21 protein-coding genes are annotated in these 22,367 nt (G+C 71.2%); 8 read left to right on the forward strand and 13 right to left on the reverse strand.

Features of this window, described 5'->3' with window-relative positions; genetic code table 11:
* Positions 1-160: 160 nt before the first annotated feature.
* The 6 genes from whiA to uvrA form a co-directional block, all read right to left on the reverse strand.
* A complete protein-coding gene (gene whiA / locus CRP52_RS08585) occupies positions 161-1,141 on the reverse strand; it encodes a DNA-binding protein WhiA (RefSeq protein ID WP_097235854.1) in 981 nt (326 codons plus the stop codon).
* Positions 1,132-2,229 carry a gluconeogenesis factor YvcK family protein gene (locus CRP52_RS08590; RefSeq protein WP_097235855.1) on the reverse strand — a complete coding sequence of 366 codons (1,098 nt, stop codon included), beginning with the start codon at positions 2,227-2,229 and terminating at the stop codon, positions 1,132-1,134. The genes whiA and CRP52_RS08590 overlap by 10 nt, the downstream gene beginning before the upstream one ends.
* A 65-nt stretch (positions 2,230-2,294) precedes the next feature.
* Complete coding sequence (rapZ, locus tag CRP52_RS08595) at positions 2,295-3,179, reverse strand: RNase adapter RapZ (RefSeq protein ID WP_257032367.1); 885 nt, start codon at positions 3,177-3,179, stop codon at positions 2,295-2,297.
* Positions 3,180-3,297: 118 nt separating this feature from the next.
* Positions 3,298-5,334, reverse strand: coding sequence for an excinuclease ABC subunit UvrC (gene uvrC / locus CRP52_RS08600; RefSeq protein ID WP_097235856.1), 2,037 nt, complete (start codon positions 5,332-5,334; stop codon positions 3,298-3,300).
* 66 nt (positions 5,335-5,400) lie between these two features.
* A complete protein-coding gene (locus CRP52_RS08605) occupies positions 5,401-5,844 on the reverse strand; it encodes a Rieske (2Fe-2S) protein (RefSeq protein ID WP_097235857.1) in 444 nt (147 codons plus the stop codon).
* 137 nt (positions 5,845-5,981) lie between these two features.
* Entirely contained in the window at positions 5,982-8,897 is a 2,916-nt protein-coding gene (gene uvrA, locus CRP52_RS08610) for an excinuclease ABC subunit UvrA (RefSeq protein ID WP_097235858.1), read from the reverse strand.
* A 278-nt stretch (positions 8,898-9,175) separates the two neighbouring features.
* Here uvrA and CRP52_RS08615 point away from each other — a divergent pair, with 278 nt between their 5' ends.
* On the forward strand, positions 9,176-9,910 hold the full coding sequence (locus CRP52_RS08615) for a maleylpyruvate isomerase family mycothiol-dependent enzyme (RefSeq protein ID WP_097235859.1): 735 nt from the start codon (positions 9,176-9,178) through the stop codon (positions 9,908-9,910).
* 48 nt (positions 9,911-9,958) lie between these two features.
* Complete coding sequence (locus tag CRP52_RS08620) at positions 9,959-10,612, forward strand: MBL fold metallo-hydrolase (protein ID WP_097235860.1); 654 nt, start codon at positions 9,959-9,961, stop codon at positions 10,610-10,612.
* Positions 10,613-10,684: 72 nt separating this feature from the next.
* Here CRP52_RS08620 and CRP52_RS08625 read toward each other — a convergent pair whose 3' ends face one another.
* From CRP52_RS08625 to zapE, 5 genes are all read right to left on the reverse strand, one after another.
* A complete protein-coding gene (locus CRP52_RS08625; protein WP_097235861.1) occupies positions 10,685-11,674 on the reverse strand; it encodes a TerC family protein in 990 nt (329 codons plus the stop codon).
* A gap of 204 nt (positions 11,675-11,878) precedes the next feature.
* Complete coding sequence (locus CRP52_RS08630; RefSeq protein WP_097235862.1) at positions 11,879-12,457, reverse strand: TerD family protein; 579 nt, start codon at positions 12,455-12,457, stop codon at positions 11,879-11,881.
* A gap of 233 nt (positions 12,458-12,690) precedes the next feature.
* Positions 12,691-14,781, reverse strand: coding sequence for an excinuclease ABC subunit UvrB (gene uvrB, locus CRP52_RS08635; protein WP_097235863.1), 2,091 nt, complete (start codon positions 14,779-14,781; stop codon positions 12,691-12,693).
* 44 nt (positions 14,782-14,825) lie between these two features.
* A complete protein-coding gene (locus CRP52_RS08640) occupies positions 14,826-15,071 on the reverse strand; it encodes a helix-turn-helix transcriptional regulator (protein ID WP_179852727.1) in 246 nt (81 codons plus the stop codon).
* Between the two features lie 116 nt (positions 15,072-15,187).
* Positions 15,188-16,234: a cell division protein ZapE gene (gene zapE, locus CRP52_RS08645; RefSeq protein ID WP_257033030.1), complete on the reverse strand. Its 1,047-nt coding sequence runs from the start codon at positions 16,232-16,234 to the stop codon at positions 15,188-15,190.
* Positions 16,235-16,415: 181 nt separating this feature from the next.
* Here zapE and CRP52_RS08650 point away from each other — a divergent pair, with 181 nt between their 5' ends.
* From CRP52_RS08650 to msrB, 4 genes are all read left to right on the forward strand, one after another.
* Positions 16,416-17,186, forward strand: coding sequence for a pyrimidine reductase family protein (locus CRP52_RS08650; RefSeq protein ID WP_097235866.1), 771 nt, complete (start codon positions 16,416-16,418; stop codon positions 17,184-17,186).
* Positions 17,187-17,259: 73 nt separating this feature from the next.
* Positions 17,260-17,721: an indole-3-glycerol phosphate synthase gene (locus tag CRP52_RS08655; protein ID WP_097235867.1), complete on the forward strand. Its 462-nt coding sequence runs from the start codon at positions 17,260-17,262 to the stop codon at positions 17,719-17,721.
* Positions 17,722-17,889: 168 nt separating this feature from the next.
* Positions 17,890-19,272, forward strand: a complete 1,383-nt coding sequence (murC, locus tag CRP52_RS08660) for a UDP-N-acetylmuramate--L-alanine ligase (RefSeq protein ID WP_097239939.1) — start codon at positions 17,890-17,892, stop codon at positions 19,270-19,272.
* A gap of 21 nt (positions 19,273-19,293) precedes the next feature.
* A complete protein-coding gene (gene msrB / locus CRP52_RS08665) occupies positions 19,294-19,698 on the forward strand; it encodes a peptide-methionine (R)-S-oxide reductase MsrB (protein WP_097235868.1) in 405 nt (134 codons plus the stop codon).
* Between the two features lie 109 nt (positions 19,699-19,807).
* Here msrB and CRP52_RS08670 read toward each other — a convergent pair whose 3' ends face one another.
* Positions 19,808-20,275 carry an NUDIX domain-containing protein gene (locus tag CRP52_RS08670; RefSeq protein WP_097235869.1) on the reverse strand — a complete coding sequence of 156 codons (468 nt, stop codon included), beginning with the start codon at positions 20,273-20,275 and terminating at the stop codon, positions 19,808-19,810.
* The gene (locus CRP52_RS08675) at positions 20,262-21,032 is read right to left on the reverse strand and encodes a transcriptional regulator (protein ID WP_097235870.1); all 771 of its coding nucleotides are present in this window, start codon (positions 21,030-21,032) and stop codon (positions 20,262-20,264) included. Before CRP52_RS08675 ends, CRP52_RS08670 begins: the two co-directional genes overlap by 14 nt.
* Before the next feature lie 181 nt (positions 21,033-21,213).
* On the opposite strand from CRP52_RS08675, the gene CRP52_RS08680 reads away from it, so the two are divergent.
* Together CRP52_RS08680 and CRP52_RS08685 are read left to right on the forward strand one after the other, a co-directional pair.
* Positions 21,214-21,624 carry an ATP-binding protein gene (locus CRP52_RS08680; RefSeq protein ID WP_179852728.1) on the forward strand — a complete coding sequence of 137 codons (411 nt, stop codon included), beginning with the start codon at positions 21,214-21,216 and terminating at the stop codon, positions 21,622-21,624.
* A gap of 14 nt (positions 21,625-21,638) precedes the next feature.
* Entirely contained in the window at positions 21,639-22,208 is a 570-nt protein-coding gene (locus tag CRP52_RS08685; RefSeq protein WP_097235872.1) for a hypothetical protein, read from the forward strand.
* The last annotated feature ends 159 nt before the right edge of the window (positions 22,209-22,367 follow it).

The raw sequence follows: 22,367 nt of genomic DNA on the forward strand, positions 1-22,367 counted from the left end.
TCAGGCCGTCCTCCCCCGGTTCGGCAGGCAGTTGGCCCCGGGCCCAATGGTCTCTACCAATTCGGTCTTTCCGGAGCCTTCGGACCCCCGTCCGGAAACGACGGCGGCCGGCGCCCGGAAACCCGGGTGCCGGCCGCGTCTCGATCACGGACCGTGAGCGTCAGTTCATCGCCATCTCGTCGGTCAGGCTGGCCTCGGTGCTCGGCAGGCCGAGCTCGGAGGCGCGCTTGTCGGCCATCGCCAGCAGGCGGCGGATCCGGCCGGCCACCGCGTCCTTGGTCAGCGGCGGGTCGGCGAGCGCGCCCAGCTCCTCCAGCGAGGCCTGCTTGTGCTGCATCCGCAGCTGGCCGGCCGCGGCCAGGTGCTCGGGCACCTCGTCGCCGAGGATCTCCAGCGCGCGCTGCACCCGGGCGCCGGCCGCCACCGCGGCGCGGGCCGAGCGGCGCAGGTTGGCGTCGTCGAAGTTGGCGAGCCGGTTGGCGGTGGCCCGCACCTCGCGCCGCATCCGGCGCTCCTCCCAGGCGAGCACCGACTCGTGCGCGCCCAGGCGGGTCAGCAGCGCGCCGATCGCGTCACCGTCGCGGATGACGACCCGGTCCACCCCGCGCACCTCGCGGGCCTTGGCCGGGATGCCGAGCCGACGGGCCGCGCCGACCAGGGCCAGCGCCGCCTCGGAGCCGGGGCAGGTGATCTCCAGGGAGGAGGAGCGGCCCGGCTCGGTGAGCGAGCCGTGCGCCAGGAAGGCGCCGCGCCAGGCCGCCTCGGCGTCGCAGGTGGCGCCGGAGACGACCGCCGGGGGCAGGCCGCGGATCGGGCGGCCCCGCCCGTCGACCAGGCCGGTCTGGCGGGCGAGCAGCTCGCCGTCCTTGACGACCCGGACCACGAAGCGGCTGCCGCGGCGCAGCCCTCCGGGGGCCATGACCACGAGGTCGGAGGAGTGCCCGAAGATCTCCAGGAGGTCCTTGCGCAGCCGCCGTGCCGCCGCCCCGGTGTCCAGCTCGGCCTCGATCACGATGCGGCCGCTCACGATGTGCAGTCCGCCCGCGAACCGCAGGATCGCCGACACCTCCGCCTTGCGACAGCAGGCCCTGGTGACCGGGAGCCGGCTGATCTCGTCCTTCACCGCTGGAGTCATCGCCATGGCCCGATCCTTCCATGTGTCCGGAAAATCCGGTCGTACGCTGCTGCCAACAGCTCGGGGTCGTGTCGCGGCGTGCCGTCGGTGCGGGCCACCGAGCCGAGCACCAGGGCGGCGCCCATCCGCTCGGCTGCCTTCTCCAGCCCGTCGAGGTCCGCCTGGCCGAAGGCGCCGCCGGTGACGGCGCGCTCGTCCACCAGGATCGCATCCACCGCGAGCTCCGGGGCGTGGTCGGCGATGACCTCCAGGTGACGCTGCGGGGTGAAGCCCTCGGTCTCGCCGGGCTGGGGGGCCAGGTTCAGGGTGAGCAGGCGGCGGGCGCGGGTCTCGGTGAGCGCCTTGGCCAGGTCGGGCACCAGCAGGTGCGGCAGCACGCTGGTGAACCAGGAGCCGGGGCCGAGCACCACCCAGTCCGCCTCCCGGACGGCGGCGACCGCCTCCGGGACGGCCGGCGGCTCGTCCGGCAGCAGACGGATCGACTGCACGGTGCCCGGGGTCACCGCGACGTTGGCCTGGCCGCGGACCGCCGACACCTCGGCGGGGTGCGCCGGGTCGTGGCCGCGGACGGTCGCCTCGATGTCCAGCGGCACCGCCGACATCGGCAGCACCCGGCCCTGGACGTTGAGCAGCCGGCCGACCCACTCCAGGGCCGCCACCGGGTCGCCCAGCTTCTCCCAGAGGGCGACGATCAGCAGGTTGCCGACGGCGTGGCCGCCGAGCTCGCCGTTGCCGGTGAAGCGCTGCTGGATCACCTCGGACCAGGTGCGGCCCCAGTCGTCGTCCCCGCACAGCGCGGCCAGCGCCTTGCGCAGGTCGCCCGGGGGCAGCACGCCCAGTTCGGTGCGCAGCCGTCCGCTGGAGCCGCCGTCGTCGGCGACGGTGACCACCGCGGTGACGTCGCTGGTGAGCCGGCGCAGCGCGGACAGCGAGGCGGACAGGCCCTGGCCGCCGCCGAGCGCGGTGATCCGCGGGGCCGGGTTCGACCGGGCGGGACCGCTGCGCGGACGGCTCGGCGCCAGGGGCCGGGCCGGGCTGCCCGCCCGGTCACCGGTCCTGTTCTGCGGCTGCCGCCCGGGCACGTATCCCGCCACACTCACCTCGCGTTCCTCCGGCCCGCCGCTCGCTCCGCCGGCGGGCCCGGCAGGGAATGCGGCGGTTACTCCCGTCCCATGTCACGGTGGACGAGCACCGTCTCGACTCCGTCGGCGATGAGACGCTTGGTCAGACGCTCGGACATGGCGACGCTGCGGTGCTTGCCACCGGTGCAGCCTACGGCAAGCGTCATGTAGCGCTTCCCCTCCCGCCGGTAGCCCTCGGTAACGATCCGGAGCAGTTCTGCGTAGCCGTCCAGGAACTCGTTGGCTCCGGGCTGCTGGAACACGTATCCGGCGACGTCCGCATCGGTGCCGGTGCGGGCCCGCAGCTCGGGCACCCAGTGCGGGTTGGGCAGGAAGCGGCAGTCCACCACGAGGTCGGCGTCGACCGGCAGGCCGTACTTGAAGCCGAAGGACATCACGGTGGCGCGCAGCTCGGGTTCGTCGTGGTCGGCGAACTGGGCGTCCAGCTTGGCGCGCAGCTGGTGCACGTTGAGGTTGGAGGTGTCGATCACCAGGTCGGCCTCGCCGCGCAGGTCGCGCAGCAGGTCGCGCTCCTGGGCGATGCCGTCCACGATCCGGCCGTCGGCCTGCAGCGGGTGCGGGCGGCGCACGCTCTCGAAGCGGCGCACCAGCGCCTCGTCGGAGGAGTCCAGGAAGACCACCCGCAGCCGGACGCCGCGCTTCTCCAGCTCGTCCAGCGAGGTGAGCAGGTCGTCGAAGAACTGGCGGCCGCGGACGTCCACGACCACGCCGATCCGGGCGACGTTGCCCTGGGAGCGGGCGCCCAGGTCGACCATGGTCGGGATGAGGGCCGGCGGCAGGTTGTCCACCACGAACCAGCCGAGGTCCTCCAGGCACTTGGCGGCGGTGGAGCGGCCGGCTCCGGACATGCCGGAGATGATCACCAGCTCCGGCGCGTTCTCGGCCACGTCTGACACGGTCACTTCGGTTCCCCGCTCTCGGTCTTTCTGCTGGGGAGAACGCGCAGGGCACGGCCGCCCTTCCCCGGCCCGGGCAGGCGGGCGGGGCCGGGGCACACCGGCTGACGGGCGGCGTCGGCCGTCATGGCGTCTCCTGGGATGGTGCGGTCTGGGGTGCTGCTGCCACCGGCTCGGTGGCCTCGTCGGCCCCGTCCTCGATGATCTCGCCGGTCGCGGTGTTGACCGCGGGTGCGGCGGGTGTACGGGACGACAACGCCGCCGCAACAGTCTCCGCGGTGCGGCGTCCGATGCCGGGTACCGCGCAGAGCTCGTCCACGGTGGCGGCCCGGAGCTTCTTCAGCGAGCCGAAGTGCTTGAGCAGCGCCTGGCGGCGAGTCTCGCCGAGCCCCGGGACGGAGTCCAGTTCCCCGGCGGTGAGTCGCTTGGAACGCTTGGTGCGCTGGTAGCCGATCGCGAAGCGGTGCGCCTCGTCGCGCACCCGCTGGAGCAGGTAGAGGCCCTCGCTGGAGCGGGGCAGCACCACCGGGTCGTCCTCGCCGGGCAGCCAGACCTCCTCCAGGCGCTTGGCCAGGCCGCACAGCGCGACGTCGTCGATGCCGAGTTCGTCCAGGGCGCGCTTGGCGGCGGCGACCTGCGGCTGTCCGCCGTCGACCACGAGCAGTTGGGGCGGGTAGGCGAAGCGCTTGGGGCGGCCGTCCTCGTCCCGGGCGGCGCCGGCCGGGCCGGGCTCGTCCTCCTCGGGGACGGCCCACTCGCCGGTCTGCTCGCGTTCCCGGAGGTAGCGGCGGAAGCGGCGGCCGATCACCTCGTGCATCGAGCGGACGTCGTCCTGGCCCTCGAAGCCCTTGATCTGGAAGCGCCGGTACTCGCTCTTGCGGGCCAGGCCGTCCTCGAAGACGACCATGGAGGCGACCACGTCCTCGCCCTGGAGGTGGGAGATGTCGTAGCACTCGATGCGCAGCGGGACGGAGTCCAATTCCAGCGCGTCGGCGATCTCCTGGAGGGCGCGGCTGCGGGTGGTGAGGTCGGAGGCGCGCTTGGTCTTGTGCAGTGCGAGCGCCTGCTGGGCGTTGCGCTGCACGGTGGCCATCAGGTCCTTCTTGTCGCCGCGCTGCGGGATGCGCAGGTCGACCTGGCTGCCGCGCAGGCCGCCCAGCCACTCCCGGACCGGCTCGACCGGCTCGGGCAGGGCGGGGACGAGCACCTCGCGCGGGACGGACTCGCCGCCGCCGTAGAGCTGCTGGAGGGCGTGCTCGACCAGGCCGGCGGTGTCCACGTCCTCGACCTTGTCGGTGACCCAGCCGCGCTGGCCGCGGACCCGGCCGCCGCGGACGTGGAAGATCTGTACCGCGGCCTCCAGTTCGTCCTCGGCGACGGCCAGCAGGTCGGCATCGGTGGCGTCGGCGAGGACGATGGCGTTCTTCTCCATCGCGCGCTTGAGGGCGCCGATGTCGTCCCGCAGCCGGGCCGCCTTCTCGTACTCCAGCTCGGCCGCGGCCTCCTGCATCTCCTCTTCCAGCCGGCGCAGGTAGTTGCCGGTGCGCCCGGCCATGAAGTCGCAGAAGTCCTCGGCCAGCTCCCGGTGTTCCTGCGCCGAGACCTTGCCGACGCAGGGGGCGGCGCACTTGCCGATGTAGCCGAGCAGGCAGGGCCGGCCGACCTGGCGGGCGCGCTTGAAGACGCCGTTGGAGCAGGTGCGGACGGGGAAGACGCGCAGCAGCAGGTCGACTGTCTCGCGGATCGCCCAGGCGTGCCCGTAGGGGCCGAAGTAGCGCACGCCCTTCTTGTGCGCCCCGCGCATCACCTGGACCCGCGGGTACTCCTCGTTCAGGGTGACGGCGAGTTCCGGATAGCTCTTGTCGTCGCGGTACTTGACGTTGAACCGGGGGTCGAACTCCTTGATCCAGGAGTACTCCAGCTGGAGCGCCTCGACCTCGGTGCCGACCACCGTCCACTCCACCGAGGCGGCGGTGGTGACCATGGTCGCGGTGCGCGGGTGCAGGCCGGCCAGGTCCTGGAAGTAGGACGACAGGCGCGGCCGCAGGCTCTTGGCCTTGCCGACGTAGATGACCCGGCCGTGGGCGTCGCGGAACCTGTAGACGCCCGGGGAGATCGGGATCGCGCCCGGGGCCGGGCGGTAGGTGCTCGGGTCAGCCATGGGTCCACCGTACCCACTCGGGCCGACGCCCCGGGGGCAAGATCAACGGGAAGGCGATCAACTGCTTCAGCTCGGGGTCACCTTGAGGTTCCCGCCCTCGACCGTGACGGTGTAGGCGGGCAGCGGCGAGGGGGCCGGGCCGTCCGCCACCGCGCCGTCGGCGATCGCGAACTTGCTGCCGTGGCACGGGCACTGGATCTGCTGGTTCTTCACCTGGTCGACGATGCAGCCCGCGTGCGTGCACTTGGCGCTGAACGCCTTGTACTGCCCGGCGGTCGGCTGGGTCACCACGATCTTCTGCTCGCGGAAGACCTTGCCGCCGCCCTCCGGCACGGCCGAGGCCGGGCCGAGGTCGACCGGGCCCTTGGCGACGCTGCTGCTGCCGGAGGACGAGGCGGAGGAGCTGCAGCCGGTGACCGCCACGGTGCCGCCGGCCGCCAGGACGGCCGCGGCGCCGCAGAGCAGGGTGCGGCGGGAGGCGGTGGGGCTGGTCTCGGGGGCCTCGGACATCGGTGCGCTCCTACGGGTCTGCTGCTGCGAGGGACCACGGAATTCTATGCCGCACGCGCCGCGCCGCTCCCGGGGCTCCCGGAGATCGGGAACGGCGGGAGCGGCGGGGCGGGCGGCTGCCGGCTCGGCGGCTTCTTCTACTTCTTCGCCGCGGCGGCGCGCTTGCGCGGTGCCGCCTTCTTCGCCGGGGCGACGGCCGGGGCGTCCGCGAAGTCGCTCGGCAGGATGTCCCGCAGGAACTTGCCGGTGTGGCTCTCCGGGACGGCGGCGATCTGCTCCGGGGTGCCCTCGGCGACCACCGTGCCGCCGCCGGAACCGCCTTCGGGGCCCATGTCGACGACCCAGTCGGCGGTCTTGATCACATCGAGGTTGTGCTCGATGACGATCACCGTGTTCCCCTTGTCGACCAGCCCGCTGAGCACCTTGATCAGCTTGCTGATGTCCTCGAAGTGCAGACCGGTGGTCGGCTCGTCCAGGACGTAGACCGTCCGCCCGGTGGAGCGCTTCTGCAGCTCCGAGGCGAGCTTGACGCGCTGCGCCTCGCCGCCGGAGAGCGTCGGCGCCGACTGGCCGAGCCGGACGTAGCCGAGGCCGACGTCGTTGAGCGTCCTGAGGTGCCGGGCGATCGCCGGGACGGCCTCGAAGAAGGCCAGCGCCTCCTCGATCGGCATGTCCAGCACCTCGGCGATGGACTTGCCCTTGTAGTGCACCTCCAGCGTCTCCCGGTTGTACCGGGCGCCGTGGCAGACCTCGCACGGCACGTAGACGTCCGGCAGGAAGTTCATCTCGATCTTGATGGTGCCGTCGCCCGAGCAGTTCTCGCAGCGGCCGCCCTTGACGTTGAAGGAGAACCGGCCGGGCAGGTAGCCGCGGACCTTGGCCTCCTGCGTCTCGGCGAATAGCCGGCGGACGTGGTCGAACACCCCGGTGTAGGTGGCCGGGTTGGAGCGCGGGGTGCGGCCGATCGGCGACTGGTCGACGTGCACCACCTTGTCCACCAGGTCGGTGCCGGTGATCCGGGTGTGCCGGCCGGGCACGCTGCGGGCGCCGTTCAGCTCCCGGGCGAGGTGGGTGTAGAGGATGTCGTTGACCAGCGTCGACTTGCCGGAGCCGGAGACGCCGGTGATCGCGGTGAAGGTGCCGAGCGGGAAGCCGACCGTGACGTCCTTGAGGTTGTGCTCGCGGGCGCCGTGGACGGTCAGCTGGCGCTTCTTGTCCCGCTCGCGGCGGCCGGCCGGGATCGGGATGGAGCGCTTGCCGGAGAGGTACTGGCCGGTCAGCGACTCCTTGTTGCCGAGCAGCTGCTTCAGCGAGCCGGAGTGCACCACCTTGCCGCCGTGCTCGCCGGCGCCCGGGCCGATGTCGACCACCCAGTCCGCAGTCTTGATGGTGTCCTCGTCGTGCTCGACCACGATCAGGGTGTTGCCGATGTCGCGCAGCCGCACCAGCGTCTCGATCAGCCGGTGGTTGTCCCGCTGGTGCAGGCCGATGGACGGCTCGTCCAGCACGTACAGCACGCCGACCAGGCCGGAGCCGATCTGGGTGGCCAGCCGGATGCGCTGGGCCTCGCCGCCGGACAGGGTGCCGGCCGCGCGGTCCAGCGAGAGGTAGTCCAGGCCGACGTCGACCAGGAAGCGCAGCCGCTCGTTGACCTCCTTGAGGACCCGCTCGGCGATCTGCTTGTCCCGGGCGTTGAGCTTCATCGCACCCAGGAACTCGGCGCAGTCGCTGATCGACATCGAGGAGACGTCGGCGATCGACTTGTCCTGGACGGTGACCGCGAGCACCACCGGCTTGAGCCGGGTGCCCTGGCACGTCGGGCAGGGCACCTCGCGCATGTAGCCCTCGAAGCGCTCGCGGCTGCTGTCGCTCTCCGCCTCGGTGTGCCGGCGCTGGATGAACGGGACGGCGCCCTCGAAGCCGGTGCTGTACGAGCGCTCGCGGCCGAAGCGGTTGCGGTAGCGGACCTGCACCTGGTGCTTGTGCCCGTACAGCAGCGCCTTCTTGGCGCGGGCGGGCAGCCCGGCCCAGGGGATGTCGGTGCGGAAGCCGAGCTCCTCGGCGAGCGCGTCGATCAGGCGCTGGAAATACTCCTTGGCGTGCCCGGCCGACCACGGGTGGATCGCGCCCTCGTCCAGCGAGCGCTCCTGGTCCGGCACGACCAGCTCCGGGTCGACCTCCATCCGGTTGCCCAGGCCCGAGCAGTCCGGGCAGGCGCCGAACGGCGAGTTGAAGGAGAACGAGCGCGGCTCCAGCTCCTCGAACGACACGTCGTCGTACGGGCAGTAGAGGTGCTCGGAGTACATCCGCTCGCGCTCCGGGTCGTCCTCGGGGAGGTCGACGAAGTCGAGCACGACCATGCCGCCGGACAGCCGCAGGGCCGTCTCCACCGAGTCGGTGAGCCGCCGCTTGGCGCTCTCCTTGACGGTCAGGCGGTCGATGACCACCTCGACGGTGTGCTTCTCCTGCTTCTTGAGCTTCGGCGGCTCGGCGAGCTGGATCGTCTCGCCGTCCACCCGGGCGCGGGAGTAGCCCTTGGACTGGAGGTCGGCGAAGAGGTCGACGAACTCGCCCTTGCGCTCCCGGACCACGGGGCTGAGCACCTGGAAACGGGTGCCCTCGGCGAGCTCCAGTACCTTGTCCACGATCGCCTGCGGCGACTGCTTGGCGATCGGGCGGCCGCAGTGCGGGCAGTGCGGCTTGCCGATCCGGGCGAACAGCAGGCGCAGGTAGTCGTAGACCTCGGTGATGGTGCCGACGGTCGAACGGGGGTTGCGGTTGGTGGACTTCTGGTCGATCGAGACGGCCGGGGAGAGGCCCTCGATGAAGTCCACGTCGGGCTTGTCCATCTGCCCGAGGAACTGGCGGGCGTAGGAGGACAGCGACTCGACGTAGCGGCGCTGGCCCTCGGCGAAGATCGTGTCGAAGGCGAGCGAGGACTTGCCGGAGCCGGAGAGGCCCGTGAAGACGATGAGGGAGTCGCGGGGCAGGTCGAGCGAGACGTTCTTGAGGTTGTGCTCGCGAGCACCGCGGACGATGAGGCGGTCGGCCACTGCTTCTGGCGCCTTTCTCCGGGGCGAGAGGGCTTGCGGGGAGATTCTGTACTTCTTCCAGGATGCGGCAGCCAGCCTATAGCTCAGACGTTCGAATATCGACTCTGTCCAGCGGGGACCACCCGAACGAGTGAGGCCCGCCCCGGGACCGTCCGTGCCCGTACCGTGCGCGTACCGAAAACACCCTGCTCAGCGCCCGGATTCGGCGATAGCGTCGTCAGGTCAACGAGCGGGGCCCCGTGCGGGCAACGCGCCGACTCCCACCGAAGGCAGATTCGATGACCGACCCGCAGTCCGCCGCCACCGCCGCCGCCTCCTGGCTGGGCCAGGTCGAGGAGAGCACCCGACGCCTGCTGGACACCGTCTCCGGGCTGAAGCCCGAGGCCGTCGCCGAGCCCTCCGCCCTCCCCGGCTGGACCCGTGGCCACGTCCTGGCCCACCTCGCCCGCAACGCCGACTCCCTGGTCAACCTGCTGACCGGCGCCCGCACCGGCACCGACATCCCGCAGTACGCCAGCAACGAGGCCCGCGATGCCGAGATCGACCGCGACGCGCCCCGCCCGCTGGAGGTCCACCTCGCCGACCTGCACGCGTCCCACCAGCGCTTCGCCGAGGCCGCCGCGCTGCTGGCGGACGAGAGCTGGACGGCCGAGATCCGGCACCGCACCGGCTACCTCTTCCCGGCCCACGACATCCCGCACAAGCGCCTGCTGGAGCTGGAGTACCACCACGTCGACCTGGACGCCGGCCACTCCCCCGCGCAGTGGCCGCAGGACTTCGCCGTCGCCCAGTTCCGCAAGCTCGCCGCGAACCTGGCCGGCGCCGACCTGCCCGCCGCCGAACTGGTCGCCGAGGACACCGAGGACCGCGCCGTCATCGGCTCGGGCGCCCCGGCGCTGACCGTCACCGGCCCCGTCCGCGCCCTCACCGCCTGGCTCTCCGGCCGCTCCGACGGCACCGACCTGCGCCGCACGCCCGACGCCGCCCTCCCCCAGCTTCCCCCCATGGGCTGACGGCGGGACGATGATCCTGAACCCCTTCACCGGACGAGGAGCGCACGGATGACGTACCACGGAGCGGTCAAGGTCGGCGGGCCGCCGGACGTGCGGGAGCTGGCCCACCTGATCATCACCAAGGTGGCCGTCGGCCCGTACGACAACAACGCCTACCTGCTGCGCTGCCGGGCCACCGACGAGCAGCTGCTGATCGACGCCGCCGCGGACGCCCCGGTGCTGCTGGAGACCGTCGGCGACGACCTCGAAACCGTGGTCACCACCCACCGGCACCACGACCACTGGGGCGCGCTCGCCGAGGTGGTCGCGGTGACAGGCGCCCGCACCGCCGCCGGCGAGCACGACGCCGAGGGCATCGACGTCCCCACCGAGCTGCGGCTCGCGGACGGCGACAAGCTCCGGGTCGGCGACGTCGAGCTCACCGTCCGACACCTGGTCGGCCACACCCCGGGCGCCATCGTGCTGGTCTACGACGACCCGCAGGGCCACCCGCACGTATTCACCGGCGACTGCCTCTTCCCCGGCGGCGTCGGCAACACCTGGGGCGACCCGGAGGCCTTCCGGACGCTCTTCCGGGACGTCAACGAGAAGATCTTCGACGCCCTCCCCGACGAGGCCTGGGTCTACCCCGGCCACGGCAACGACACCACCCTCGGCGCCGAACGCCCCCACCTCGACGAATGGCGCGAACGCGGCTGGTAGGCCCCGCCCGCCCGCAGTACGACGGGGCCCCCGCGACCGGTCGGTCACGGGGGCCCCGTCGTGCTGCACGGCTCAGGCGTCGAGCTTCTGCGGCTCCGCCTCGCGGTCGGCCTCCGCGGCCTTCTTGGAGGCCCGCAGGCTGGTGAACGTGGTCACGGCCAGCACCACCACGATGAAGCCGAGGGAGACCGGGATGCCGATCTCCGGGGCCCAGCTCGCGCCGGCCTCGTGGGCGGCGTGCAGCACCAGCTTCACGCCGATGAAGCCGAGGATCACCGACAGGCCGTAGCTCAGGTGGACCAGCTTCTTCAGCAGGCCGCCGATCAGGAAGTACAGCTGGCGCAGGCCCATCAGGGCGAAGGCGTTGGCGGTGAAGACGACGTACGGGTCCTGGGTGAGGCCGAAGATGGCCGGGATCGAGTCCAGGGCGAACAGGACGTCGGTGGTGCCGATAGCCAGCATGACGATCAGCATCGGGGTGATCAGCCGGCGGCCGTGCTCGCGGACGAACAACTTGGTGCCGCGGTAGTCCTCGGTGGCCGGGAAGCGCCGGGTGATCGACTTGAGCAGCCGGTTCTCCTCGAACTCCTCATCCTCCCCGTCCTCCCGGGCCTCCTTGATCAGCTTCCAGGCCGTCCAGATCAGGAACGCACCGAAGAGGAAGAACACCCAGGAGAACTGCGCCACCAGCGCCGCGCCGCCGGCGATGAAGCCCGCCCGGAGCACCAGCGCGATGATCACACCGAACATCAGCACGCGCTGCTGGTAGATCCTGGGCACCGCGAACTTGCCCATGATCAGGATGAAGACGAAGAGGTTGTCGACGCTGAGCGACTTCTCGGTGATGTAGCCGGCGAAGAACTCGCCCGCCGGCTGGCCGCCGGAGTGCCACCAGAGGAACCCGCCGAAGAGCACCGCGAGCGCGACCCAGACGGCCGTCCAGATCCCGGCCTCCTTGATCGAGACCTCGTGCGGCTTGCGGCCACCGATGAAGAAGTCCGCCACGATCAGTGCGATCAGCACACCGATCGTGGTGGCCCACATGGTCACGGAAACGTCCATTACTGCTCCTCCGGCAGCTAGGCGAGACAGGTCGTCACTGCCGGAGGTCTCTTCCGCCCATCGGGCCAGCGCCCCGGGGTGCCGCGACGGGCACCCGTGATGACGGGGTCGGCTGTCGAGGAATACTCCCCTCCGCTGCCATCGAGAGTAACAGGGAAGGCAAAGGAAGGTAAAGAAGGTAAAGGGCCGTCAGGGGTTTGACGGTCAGAGGAACGGCTCGATCGCCGGCAGCAGGTCCTGGAAGGTACGGCCCTTGGCCGGAGCGCCGATCGCCTGCATCTCCCAGCCGCCGTCGCCGTCCCTGACCACCTTGGCCATGATCTGCCCGGTGTGCGGCCCGCCGCCCGCCAGCTCGTAGCGGGCCAGCTCCAGCCCGGTCGTCTCGTCCACCAGCCGGCAGTGCGCCCGCTGCACCTCGGCGAAGGTCTGCCCGGTGTACGAGCTCACCGTGAACACCACCTGGGTGATGTGCGCCGGCACGTGCACCAGGTCGACCAGGATCGCCTCGTCGTCCTCGTGCCCCGAGCCGCCCTCCAGGTTGTCCCCGGTGTGCCGGACCGAGCCGTCGTTGCTCTCCAGGTGCTGGAAGAACACCACGTCGGACGGGGTCCGCTCGGCGTACAGCAGCGCCGAGGCGTCCAGGTCGATCGTCCTGGTGCGGCTGCCGAACAGGCCCCGCCTGGGGGCGGCCTGCCAGCCGAGGCCCATCCGGACCACCGTCAGGGCGCTGCCCGGCCCCTTCTGGAGGCTGACCCGCTGCCCCTTGGCAAGGTTGACCGACACGACGTTGTCCTCTCTGCCGGCCGCGCGGTCGCTGCCGCCCGGCTCCCCGGTGGAACACCCCGTCGCCGTCCCCCGGCTGAGGCCCCCTCTGCGTACGGCCCGCCACCCCGTCCCGAGGGCACGATGCCGCAGGCCAGCCTAGGCCCTGCGGCACCTCCGACTCCTCCGGGTTACCCGCTTTGTGGCAAGGCTGAGACACCTCAGGCCTTGACCGGTGTCATCCGGCGGCTCGATCAGGCCACCCCGGCCTCGCGCATCTGCCGCAGCTCCTTCTTCAGCTCCTTGACCTCGTCGCGCAGCCGGGCCGCGACCTCGAACTGCAGGTCGGCGGCGGCCGTGTGCATCCGGTCGGTCATCTCCTGGATCAGCTCCGCCAGCTCCGCCGCCGGCAGGGACTTGGCGGGCTTGCGGCCCGCGCCCAGCGCGGGCACCGGGGCCTTGCCCTTGCCCTGGCCGCGGTAGCCGGTGGAGAGCAGCTCGTCGGTGTCCACGTCCTCGCGGGCGAGGGTGTCCAGGATGTCGCCGATCTTCTTCCGCAGCGGCTGCGGGTCGATCCCGTGCTCCTTGTTGTAGGCCTGCTGCACGGCCCGACGGCGGTTGGTCTCCTCGATCGCCTTCTCCATCGAGGGGGTGATCCGGTCCGCGTACATGTGCACCTGGCCGGAGACGTTGCGGGCCGCGCGGCCGATCGTCTGGATGAGCGAGGTGCCGGAGCGCAGGAAGCCCTCCTTGTCCGCGTCCAGGATCGCCACCAGGGACACCTCGGGCAGGTCCAGACCCTCGCGCAGCAGGTTGATGCCGACCAGCACGTCGTACCTGCCCGCCCGCAGCTCGCGCAGCAGCTCGACCCGGCGCAGGGTGTCCACGTCGCTGTGCAGGTACCGGACCCGGATGTCCAGGCCGAGCATGTAGTCGGTCAGGTCCTCGGCCATCTTCTTGGTCAGCGTCGTGACCAGCACGCGCTCGTCCCGCTCGACCCGCTTGCGGACCTCGTGCACCAGGTCGTCGATCTGGCCCTCGGTCGGCTTGACGATCACCTCGGGGTCGATCAGACCGGTCGGGCGGATGATCTGCTCGACCTGGCCGTCCCCGCGCGACAGCTCGTACGGGCCCGGCGTCGCCGAGAGGTACACCGTCTGACCGATCCGCTCCAGGAACTCCTCCCACTTCAGCGGGCGGTTGTCCATCGCGGACGGCAGCCGGAACCCGTGCTCGACCAGCGTGCGCTTGCGCGAGGCGTCGCCCTCGTACATCGCGCCGATCTGCGGGACGGTGACGTGCGACTCGTCGATGACCAGGAGGAAGTCCTCCGGGAAGTAGTCCAGCAGGGTGTTCGGCGGGGAGCCGGGCTCGCGGCCGTCGAAGTGCATCGAGTAGTTCTCGACGCCCGAGCAGGTGCCGATCTGGCGCAGCATCTCGATGTCGTAGGTGGTGCGCATCCGCAGCCGCTGGGCCTCCAGCAGCTTGCCCTGCTTCTCCAGCCTGGCGAGCGTGGACTCCAGCTCCTGCTCGATGCCGCCGATCGCCCGCTCCATGCGCTCGGGGCCGGCCACGTAGTGGGAGGCGGGGAAGACGTAGACGGAGTCGTCCTGGCTGATGATCTCGCCGGTGAGCGGGTGCAGGGTGTACAGGGCCTCGATCTCGTCGCCGAACATCTCGATCCGGACGGCCAGCTCCTCGTAGACCGGGAAGATCTCGATGGTGTCGCCGCGGACCCGGAAGGTGCCGCGGGTGAAGGCGACGTCGTTGCGGGCGTACTGGATGTCCACGAAGCGGCGCAGCAGCACGTCCCGGTCGATCTCCTCGCCGACCTTGAGCTGCACCATCCGGTCCACGTACTCCTGCGGGGTGCCGAGGCCGTAGATGCAGGAGACCGAGGCGACCACGATCACGTCCCGGCGGGTGAGCAGCGAGTTGGTCGCCGAGTGGCGCAGCCGCTCGACCTCCTCGTTGATCGAGGAGTCCTTCTCGATGTAGGTGTCCGTCTGCGGGACGTACGCCTCCGGCTGGTAGTAGTCGTAGTACGAGACGAAGTACTCGACCGCGTTGTTCGGCAGCAGCTCGCGGAACTCGTTCGCCAACTGCGCGGCCAGCGTCTTGTTCGGCGCCATCACCAGGGTGGGCCGCTGCAGCTTCTCGATCATCCAGGCCGTGGTGGCCGACTTGCCGGTGCCGGTGGCACCGAGCAGCACGACGTCCTTCTCCCCTCCCCTGACCCGCCGCTCCAACTCGGCGATCGCCGCCGGCTGGTCGCCGTTCGGCTGGAAGGGACTGACGACCTCGAAGGGCGCCACGGACCGCTCAATACTCGTGATGGGACGCACGACTCCACCGTACGACCCACCACTGACAACCGGTGCCGCTTCCCTCAGGCCGCGTGTGCCTCGAACCTCATGGCGGGCTCCCGGGCGGGGTCGATACGGACCGTCGAGTCGAAGGCGGCAGCCAGCCGCTCGATCAGCGGCAGCGTCGGATCGACATCGCTCTCCTCGATGCTCTCGACCGTCTCCTCGCTCAGCCCGGCCCGCTCCGCAAGCTCGGCGGGCGTCCAGCCGAGGGCGGCGCGGCGCGTGTACACGGCCTCGGCCAGCGCCATCCGCATTGCTGCAGCCACTCGCGTACCTCGGGTTCGATCTCGATCGATTAACCCGTTCCGGGCTCGCCAGCGGCCATACGTCCCCCTCATGCTCCGCAAGGGAGCAACGCCTGACCGGGGCGGAGGTTACGGGCTCAGCTCTTGGCGCTGTCGCGGGCGAGCGCCACCAGGCGGGAGATCGCGCGCAGGTACTTCTTGCGGTAGCCGCCGCGGAGCATGTCCTCGGGGAAGACCAGGTCGAAGGGCAGGCCGGAGGCGGTGATGGGGAGCTCGCGGTCGTACATCCGGTCGGCGAGGACGACCAGGCGCAGGGCGGTGGACTGGTCCTCGACCTGGCGGACGCCGCGCAGGCAGACGGCGGTGACGTCGTCCAGCATGGCGCCGTAGCGGCTGGGGTGGACGGCGGCGAGGTGGGCGAGCAGGGCGTCGAAGTCGTCCAGGGAGGCGCCGGGGGTGCGGGCGGCGGCGGCTTCGACGGCCTCGTCGGCGTACGGCGGCGGGGCGTCGGGCAGGCCGCGGTGGCGGTAGTCCTGGCCGTCGATCCGCAGCGGGCGGAAGTGCGCGGACAGGCCCTGGATCTCGCGCAGGAAGTCGGCGGCGGCGAAGCGGCCCTCGCCGAGCTTCTCGGGGAGGGTGTTCGAGGTGGCGCAGAGCTTGACGCCGGCCTCGACCAGGCGGCCGAGCAGGGTGGAGACCAGTACGGTGTCGCCCGGGTCGTCCAGCTCGAACTCGTCGATGCAGAGCAGCGTGTGCCCGGAGAGGGTCTGCACGGCCTGCTGGAAGCCGAGCGCGCCGACCAGGTTGGTCAGCTCGACGAAGGTGCCGAAGGCCTTGGGGCCGGGGGCGGCGTGCCAGAGCGAGGCGAGCAGGTGGGTCTTGCCGACGCCGTAGCCGCCGTCGAGGTAGACCCCGGCCGGGCCGGTGGGCGCGGGGGCGGAGCGGCGGAACCAGCTGCGCTTGGGCGCCGAACCGTTTCCTCCGGCGAGGGTGGCCGCGAACTGCTCCAGGACCTGGACGGCCTCGTACTGGCTGGGCTGGCTCTGGTCCGGGATGTACGACCCGAAGCTCACGCCGGCGAACCGGGGCGGCGGGACCATCTCGGCGACCAGCCGCTCGGCGGGCACGACGGGGCGGCGGTCGGTGAGCGCGATCGGGGAGCCGGCCGCGCTCGCGTCGGCTATGGACTCGGTCGCGGTGTCGGGGCGGGAGGCTGCGGGCACGGTAGTAGAGGGTACGCCTGGTCCCGGCCTGCGCCGAACCGCCTCCCGGCCCCTCTCCGAACCGTCTCCCGGCGGCCTCCCGAACCGCCTCCCGAACCGCCTCCGGCCGTCTCCCGGCGGCCCGCGGTGGAACACTGAGGGCATGCAACTGTTGATCAGCCCGCTGGGTGAGCCGGTCGCCGATCCGGCCGCACTCGACTCGCTCGCCACCCTGTACGCGTACCCCGAACAGGTGAATCGGGGCCGTCCCTGGCTGCGCGCCAACATGGTGACGGGCCTGGACGGCGGGGCGAGGCTGGACGGTCTGTCCGAAGGACTCTCCAGCGACGCCGACAAGCGGATCTTCGGGGTGCTGCGCGCGCTGGCGGACGTGGTGCTGGTGGGCGCGGAGACCGTCCGCGCGGAGGGCTACCGGCCGGCCCGGGCCCGCAAGGAGTTCGCCGCGGCCCGGACGGTGGCCGGCCAGGCACCGGCTCCGGCGATCGCCGTCGTGACCCGGTCATTGCAGCTGGACCTGACCGCGCCGCTGTTCACGGAACCGCTGGTCAGGACGGTGGTGATTACCACCGAGGACGCCTCCGAGGAGCGCCGCCGGGCCGTCGCCGAGGTGGCGGACGTGGTGCTCGCCGGCACCGGCACGGTGGACCTGCGGGTGGCCGTGGCCGCGCTGGCCGAGCGGGGCTGGACCCGGCTGCTGTCCGAGGGCGGCCCGCGCCTGCTGGGCCAGCTCGCGGCGGCCGACCTGGTGGACGAGCTGTGCCTTTCCCTGGCCCCGCTGCTCACCGGAGGCGACGCGCCGCGCATCCTCCACGATGCGGAAATGCCGGACGTGCAGCGGATGCGACTGGTCTCATTGATCGAGCAGAAAGGATTCCTCTTCACCCGTTACCTGCGTCACCTGGGTTCGGAATGACCCCGTGACCCCCCGATCGTGATCCCGTTATGCGATGCCGGGGCCCGGGGGCCGGCCACTGGAAGGGACTCACGTGTTCAAGACGGTACTGATGATCGAAAAGGCTCTCTCCGACGCGGACGTGGAACTCGTCACCACGCTCCACAGCGAGGAGAAGGTCTCCTTCGTCGTCCTGATGCAACCGCGCGGCAAGCAGGACGAGCTGCTGCGGGCGCTGGACGACGTCGCCCTCGGCCACCTCGACAAGGTGGTGCGCGAGCACGACGAGTCCGAGAGCGGACCCACCGTGGCCACCGAGTCGCTCGAACACAGCCTGCGCCACCTGCGCGCGGCCGGGGCCGAGGCGGTGGGCGAGCTGGTCGAGGAGAAGCCGCTGGAACGCCTGCGCGCGGTGGTGGAGCAGCACCGGGCGGACGAGGTGGTGGTGCTCACCTCACCGCACTTCGTCGAGGAGTTCTTCCACCGCGACTGGGCCTCCCAGGCCCGGCACAAGGTGGGGGTGCCGGTGCTGCGGCTGTTCGCCAGCGACTCCTAGACCCCGGGCTCCGCGCGCCGGTGGTGCAGAATCGTCCTTGCGGTCCGCCCGCGAGGACGATTCCCGCGTCGACGCACGACCCCGGCGTCGACGCGCCACGGAACCGTCCGCCCGACCTGTCTGCCCCCGCCCGTACGGAGCCACGCCTTGAACGACGCCGCGCACGACCTGCACGCCCCGCACTTCATCGGCATCGGCGGCGCCGGGATGTCCGGCCTGGCGAAGATCCTCGCGGTGCGCGGCGCCAGCGTCTCCGGCAGCGACTCCAAGGAGTCCGAGACCGTCCTCGCGCTGCGCGCCCTCGGCGCGACCGTGCACGTCGGCCACGCCGCCGAGCACGTCCCGGACGGCGCCAGCAGCATCGTCGTCTCCAGCGCGATCCGCGCCGACAACCCGGAGCTGGCCACGGCCCGTGAGCGCGGCATCCCGGTGGTGCACCGCTCCGACGCGCTGGCCGCGCTGATGGGCGGGCGCCGGGCGCTGGCCGTCGCCGGCACGCACGGCAAGACCACCACCACCAGCATGCTGGCGGTCGCCCTCGGCGAGCTGGGCCTGGACCCGTCCTACGCGATCGGCGGCGACCTCGACGCCCCCGGCTCCAACGCCCACCACGGCACCGGCGAGATCTTCGTCGCCGAGGCCGACGAGAGCGACCGCAGCTTCCACAAGTACGCGCCCGAGGTGGCGATCGTGCTCAACGTGGAGCTGGACCACCACGCCAACTACGCCTCGATCGACGAGATCTACGAGTCCTTCGAGACCTTCGTTGGCCGGATCGTCCCCGGCGGCACCCTGGTCGTCTCGGCCGACCACGACGGCGCCCGCGAGCTGACCTCCCGGGTCGCGGGCCGCGACGGCCTCAACGTGGTGACGGTCGGTGCCGCCGAGGACGCCGACGTCCGGGTGCTCTCGGTGGCCCCCCGCGGCATGACCAGCGAGGTCACCGTCGTCCTGGACGGCACCGAGCTGACCTTCACCGTCTCGGTGCCCGGCCGGCACTACGCCCACAACGCCGTCGCCGCGCTCGCCGCGGGCGTCGCCCTGGGCGTCCCGGCCGCCGACCTCGCCAAGGCGCTCGGCGCCTACACCGGCGTGCGCCGCCGCCTGCAGCTCAAGGGCGAGGCCGCCGGCGTCCAGGTGATCGACTCCTACGCCCACCACCCCACCGAGATGACCGCCGACCTGGAGGCGATCCGCGAGGCCACCGAGGGCCGCGTCCTCGTCGTCTTCCAGCCGCACCTGTTCAGCCGCACCCAGCAGCTCGCCGAGGAGATGGGCGCCGCCCTCGCCCTCGCTGACGCCTCCGTGGTCCTGGACATCTACCCGGCCCGCGAGGACCCGATCCCGGGCGTCACCAGCGAACTCATCATCGACGCCGCCCGCAGCGCCGGCGCCGAGGTCACCGCCGAGCACTCCTTCGCCGCCGCCCCTGCCCTGCTGGCCGGCCTCGCCCGCCCCGGCGACCTGCTGCTCACCATGGGCGCGGGGGACGTCACCAACCTCGGCCCCGAAATTCTCAAGCACCTCGCGAACGTTGCCTCCAACGTCTGACCTTCGCTTTCAGGAGCCGTGATGAGCTACGAGATCGAGAAGACCGAGGCCGAGTGGCGCGCAGAGCTCAGCCCCGAGGAGTACCACGTGCTCCGCGAGGCGGGCACCGAGCGCCCCTTCGTCGGCGAGTACACCGACACCAAGACCGTCGGCGTCTACAGCTGCCGGGCCTGCGGAGCCGAACTGTTCAGCTCCGAGACCAAGTTCGACAGCCACTGCGGCTGGCCGTCCTACTACGCGCCGCTGGCGGAGGACCGCGTCCAGTACATCGAGGACACCTCCCTCGGTATGCGCCGCGTCGAGGTCCGCTGCGCCCGCTGCGGCGGGCACCTCGGCCACGTCTTCGAGGGCGAGGGCTACGGCACGCCGACGGACCAGCGCTACTGCATCAACAGCATCTCCCTGACCCTGAAGCCCGCCGAGTAACCCCCGCATCTTTCGAGGGCGGGGCCGTGGACACCACCACGGCCCCGCCCTCACGGCGTCCGGACACAGGCTCGGAGACGGGCTTTCCATCCGCGCGCTCAAAAGGTGGCTAGCGCACCACAGGGATCTTCCCGGAACGCCAGTCAGCCAGCCGCTTGCGGATGTTCGACACCATCGGCAGGCCGTCCGTCTCGACCGGGGAGAACCACGCCACCTCGTGGGACTCGTCGGACACCCGCAACTTCCCACCGAGCGGGCGTCCGAGGAGGCAGATGGAGAACTCCTGGCGGACCTCGCCGTCGTCGTAGGCGAACACGTGGTGGGGGTCGGTATAGGTGCCGACGATCCCGGTGATCTCGATGTCGATGCCGGTCTCCTCGCGCGTCTCGCGGACACCGCAACCGGCAAGCGACTCACCGATTTCCATCTTGCCGCCGGGCAAGGCCCACATCCCGTTGTCGGTGCGCCTCTGGAGGAGAACACGGCCCGCATCGTCGACCACGACGACGGACGCGGCCGGGACGAGCGAGTTCGCCTCCGGAGCGTCGGGGTCGTCCTCATAGTCACGTCTGGGCATGATCCACCACCTCTGCTGCCGGGATCGCCCATACGTCCCGCCCCTTCGCCCACAGATCCTCGACATGGCCCGCGAAGCGATCGAACACACCGTCGTCCTGGGCCCGCCTGAGATGCATCATCGGAGCGTCATGGCCGATCCTACCTGGCAGTAGTGGCGTAACGATCATGTCGTCGTCGAAGCGAAAGACGCTGAGTGAGACGTGTGCGGTCTCGAACCGTGCCTCGATCGACGTGTCCCGCAGCTTGGCCAGCTCGGACAGGGTTACCTCGATCCGGGTCGAAAGACTCAGCGGCACACCCTCCTCCAACTCACGCTGACGGGTGACCGGATGTCCGGGCTCACCGAGGATGAAGCGGACCTGTACGCCCGACGCCGCTTTCTGGCGCAGTAGGCTGCCGAAGTTCGCATGCTCCAACCACAGGAAGTAGTTGGTGTATCCGGCGAACGTCAGCTCCCGGGCTGTCCCCCTTATCAGCTGACGCCACAGCGAAGCCGGCGCCGCCGACCGGTACGGATACATCTGCACCAGCTCCCGATCCGGCCCCGACTTCACCAGTTGCTGCGCAGATGGCCAGAGCACGGTTTCCTCCTCACCGAGGGCCTGGCTGGCCGCTGAGCGGTGTCTCGCATGGGGCTCGCGCGAGGGGTTCGCGAGCCACCGGTCGACGGTCTTGGGATCGACCCCGCACACCCGAGCGAGCCTGGACGAGGTCATGTTGGCACGGGCCATTGCGTCACGGAGTGGGCTGTTCATCTACAGGCCTTCCACGTTAGGGACGTTTCAAGGTCTAGCAGCCAAACGTCCCTAACGTCCCGAAAACGCGGTATGACGTCTCGTCAGATTCCTCCACGATTCGAGCGTGACAGACGCGACGGCGTTCCAGCCGCCTCCTCTCCCGTTCGAGGACCTCATGCTCACTTCCCACCGTCCCCGCATGTTCGCCGCGCGCCTCGACTCCTGCCCGGAATCGACGCCCCTCGCGCGGCACTTGCTCCGGGCCTACCTCGCCGCCCTCCCCGCCGGCGACCGCTACGCCGATATCGCCGAACTCCTCCTCGGCGAGCTGTTCGCCAACGCCGTCCAGCACAGCGACGCCCCCGACGACCGGCTCATCGAGGTCCGCTTCGCCATGGCCAACTCCCGCCTGCGCATCGAGGTGCACGACGCCGGCAGCGGACGGCCCTGCGTCCGGTCCGCCCAGCCGGAGGACGAGCACGGGCGCGGCCTGTTCCTCGTCAACGAGCTCGCCGAACGCTGGGGCTGCTGCCCCCGCGCCGGCGGCATCGGCAAGTTCATCTGGGCCCTCGTCCCGCCCAGCCACCCCGCAACCGCCCACGCCGCCTGAAAGCACCCACCCCGATGCGCATCGCCCTCGCCGCCAAACACCTCCTCGACACCGCCGCCACCGCCGCCCAGGCCTACGCCGCCCTCGCCCGCCGCACCCGCGCACCCCTGCGCTGCGCCCGCGCCGTCTGCACCGCCCTCGGCATCCCCGCCGCCGAAACCGCCCGCCGCCTCGACGACTGCTACGACGCCCTGCTCGCCAACCCCCGCCCCAACAGCGAGGCCGACACCGGCGAACTCCTCGAAGCCCTCGGCGTCTTCGACGTCCCCAAACCCCTCACCCCCACCGAACTCGCCGTCATCGACCTCTTCCTGGTCGCCGTCGACGCCATGGGCGGCATCCGCCCCGGCCACCAGCACGGCCTCCACCGCTGGTTCACCACCGGCAACCTCACCACCGCCTACCTCTCCCTCACCGCCGCCCACCCCATGCCCCGCACCGGCAACCCCACCCTGTACTGGACCACCCTCATCCAGGCCGGCGAACTCCTCACCACTACCCCCAACCCCGACACCCGTCTCAAGTACGCCCTCCACCGCTGCCGCAGCCACGCCGCCCAAGAAGCCCAGGCCGCCCACCCGTAAAGCACAGGAAGTCGACCCCGCCGACTTCCTACGCTGAGGAAGCGCAGGGCGAGGAGGCACGTTCTGGCTCCGGCGGGCAAGTGGGCTGGGCACCCGGAAATTGGGCGGGCCCGGGTGGGTGCGCCCGGGCCCGCTCAGTTCTGCTGATCGTTTCCGCGG

This window comes from Streptomyces sp. 1331.2, from assembly GCF_900199205.1.
Lineage (GTDB): Bacteria > Actinomycetota > Actinomycetes > Streptomycetales > Streptomycetaceae > Kitasatospora.

Bases quoted from the DNA above. Each gene is read 5' to 3' on its own strand.
- whiA (WP_097235854.1), bottom strand. From the start codon at position 1,141: ATGGCGATGACTCCAGCGGTGAAGGACGAGATCAGCCGGCTCCCGGTC.
- uvrC (WP_097235856.1), bottom strand. From the start codon at position 5,334: ATGGCTGACCCGAGCACCTACCGCCCGGCCCCGGGCGCGATCCCGATC.
- CRP52_RS08605 (WP_097235857.1), bottom strand. From the start codon at position 5,844: ATGTCCGAGGCCCCCGAGACCAGCCCCACCGCCTCCCGCCGCACCCTG.
- CRP52_RS08615 (WP_097235859.1), top strand. From the start codon at position 9,176: ATGACCGACCCGCAGTCCGCCGCCACCGCCGCCGCCTCCTGGCTGGGC.
- CRP52_RS08620 (WP_097235860.1), top strand. From the start codon at position 9,959: ATGACGTACCACGGAGCGGTCAAGGTCGGCGGGCCGCCGGACGTGCGG.
- CRP52_RS08625 (WP_097235861.1), bottom strand. From the start codon at position 11,674: ATGGACGTTTCCGTGACCATGTGGGCCACCACGATCGGTGTGCTGATC.
- CRP52_RS08650 (WP_097235866.1), top strand. From the start codon at position 16,416: ATGCAACTGTTGATCAGCCCGCTGGGTGAGCCGGTCGCCGATCCGGCC.
- msrB (WP_097235868.1), top strand. From the start codon at position 19,294: ATGAGCTACGAGATCGAGAAGACCGAGGCCGAGTGGCGCGCAGAGCTC.
- CRP52_RS08670 (WP_097235869.1), bottom strand. From the start codon at position 20,275: ATGCCCAGACGTGACTATGAGGACGACCCCGACGCTCCGGAGGCGAAC.
- CRP52_RS08675 (WP_097235870.1), bottom strand. From the start codon at position 21,032: ATGAACAGCCCACTCCGTGACGCAATGGCCCGTGCCAACATGACCTCG.
- CRP52_RS08680 (WP_179852728.1), top strand. From the start codon at position 21,214: ATGTTCGCCGCGCGCCTCGACTCCTGCCCGGAATCGACGCCCCTCGCG.
- CRP52_RS08685 (WP_097235872.1), top strand. From the start codon at position 21,639: ATGCGCATCGCCCTCGCCGCCAAACACCTCCTCGACACCGCCGCCACC.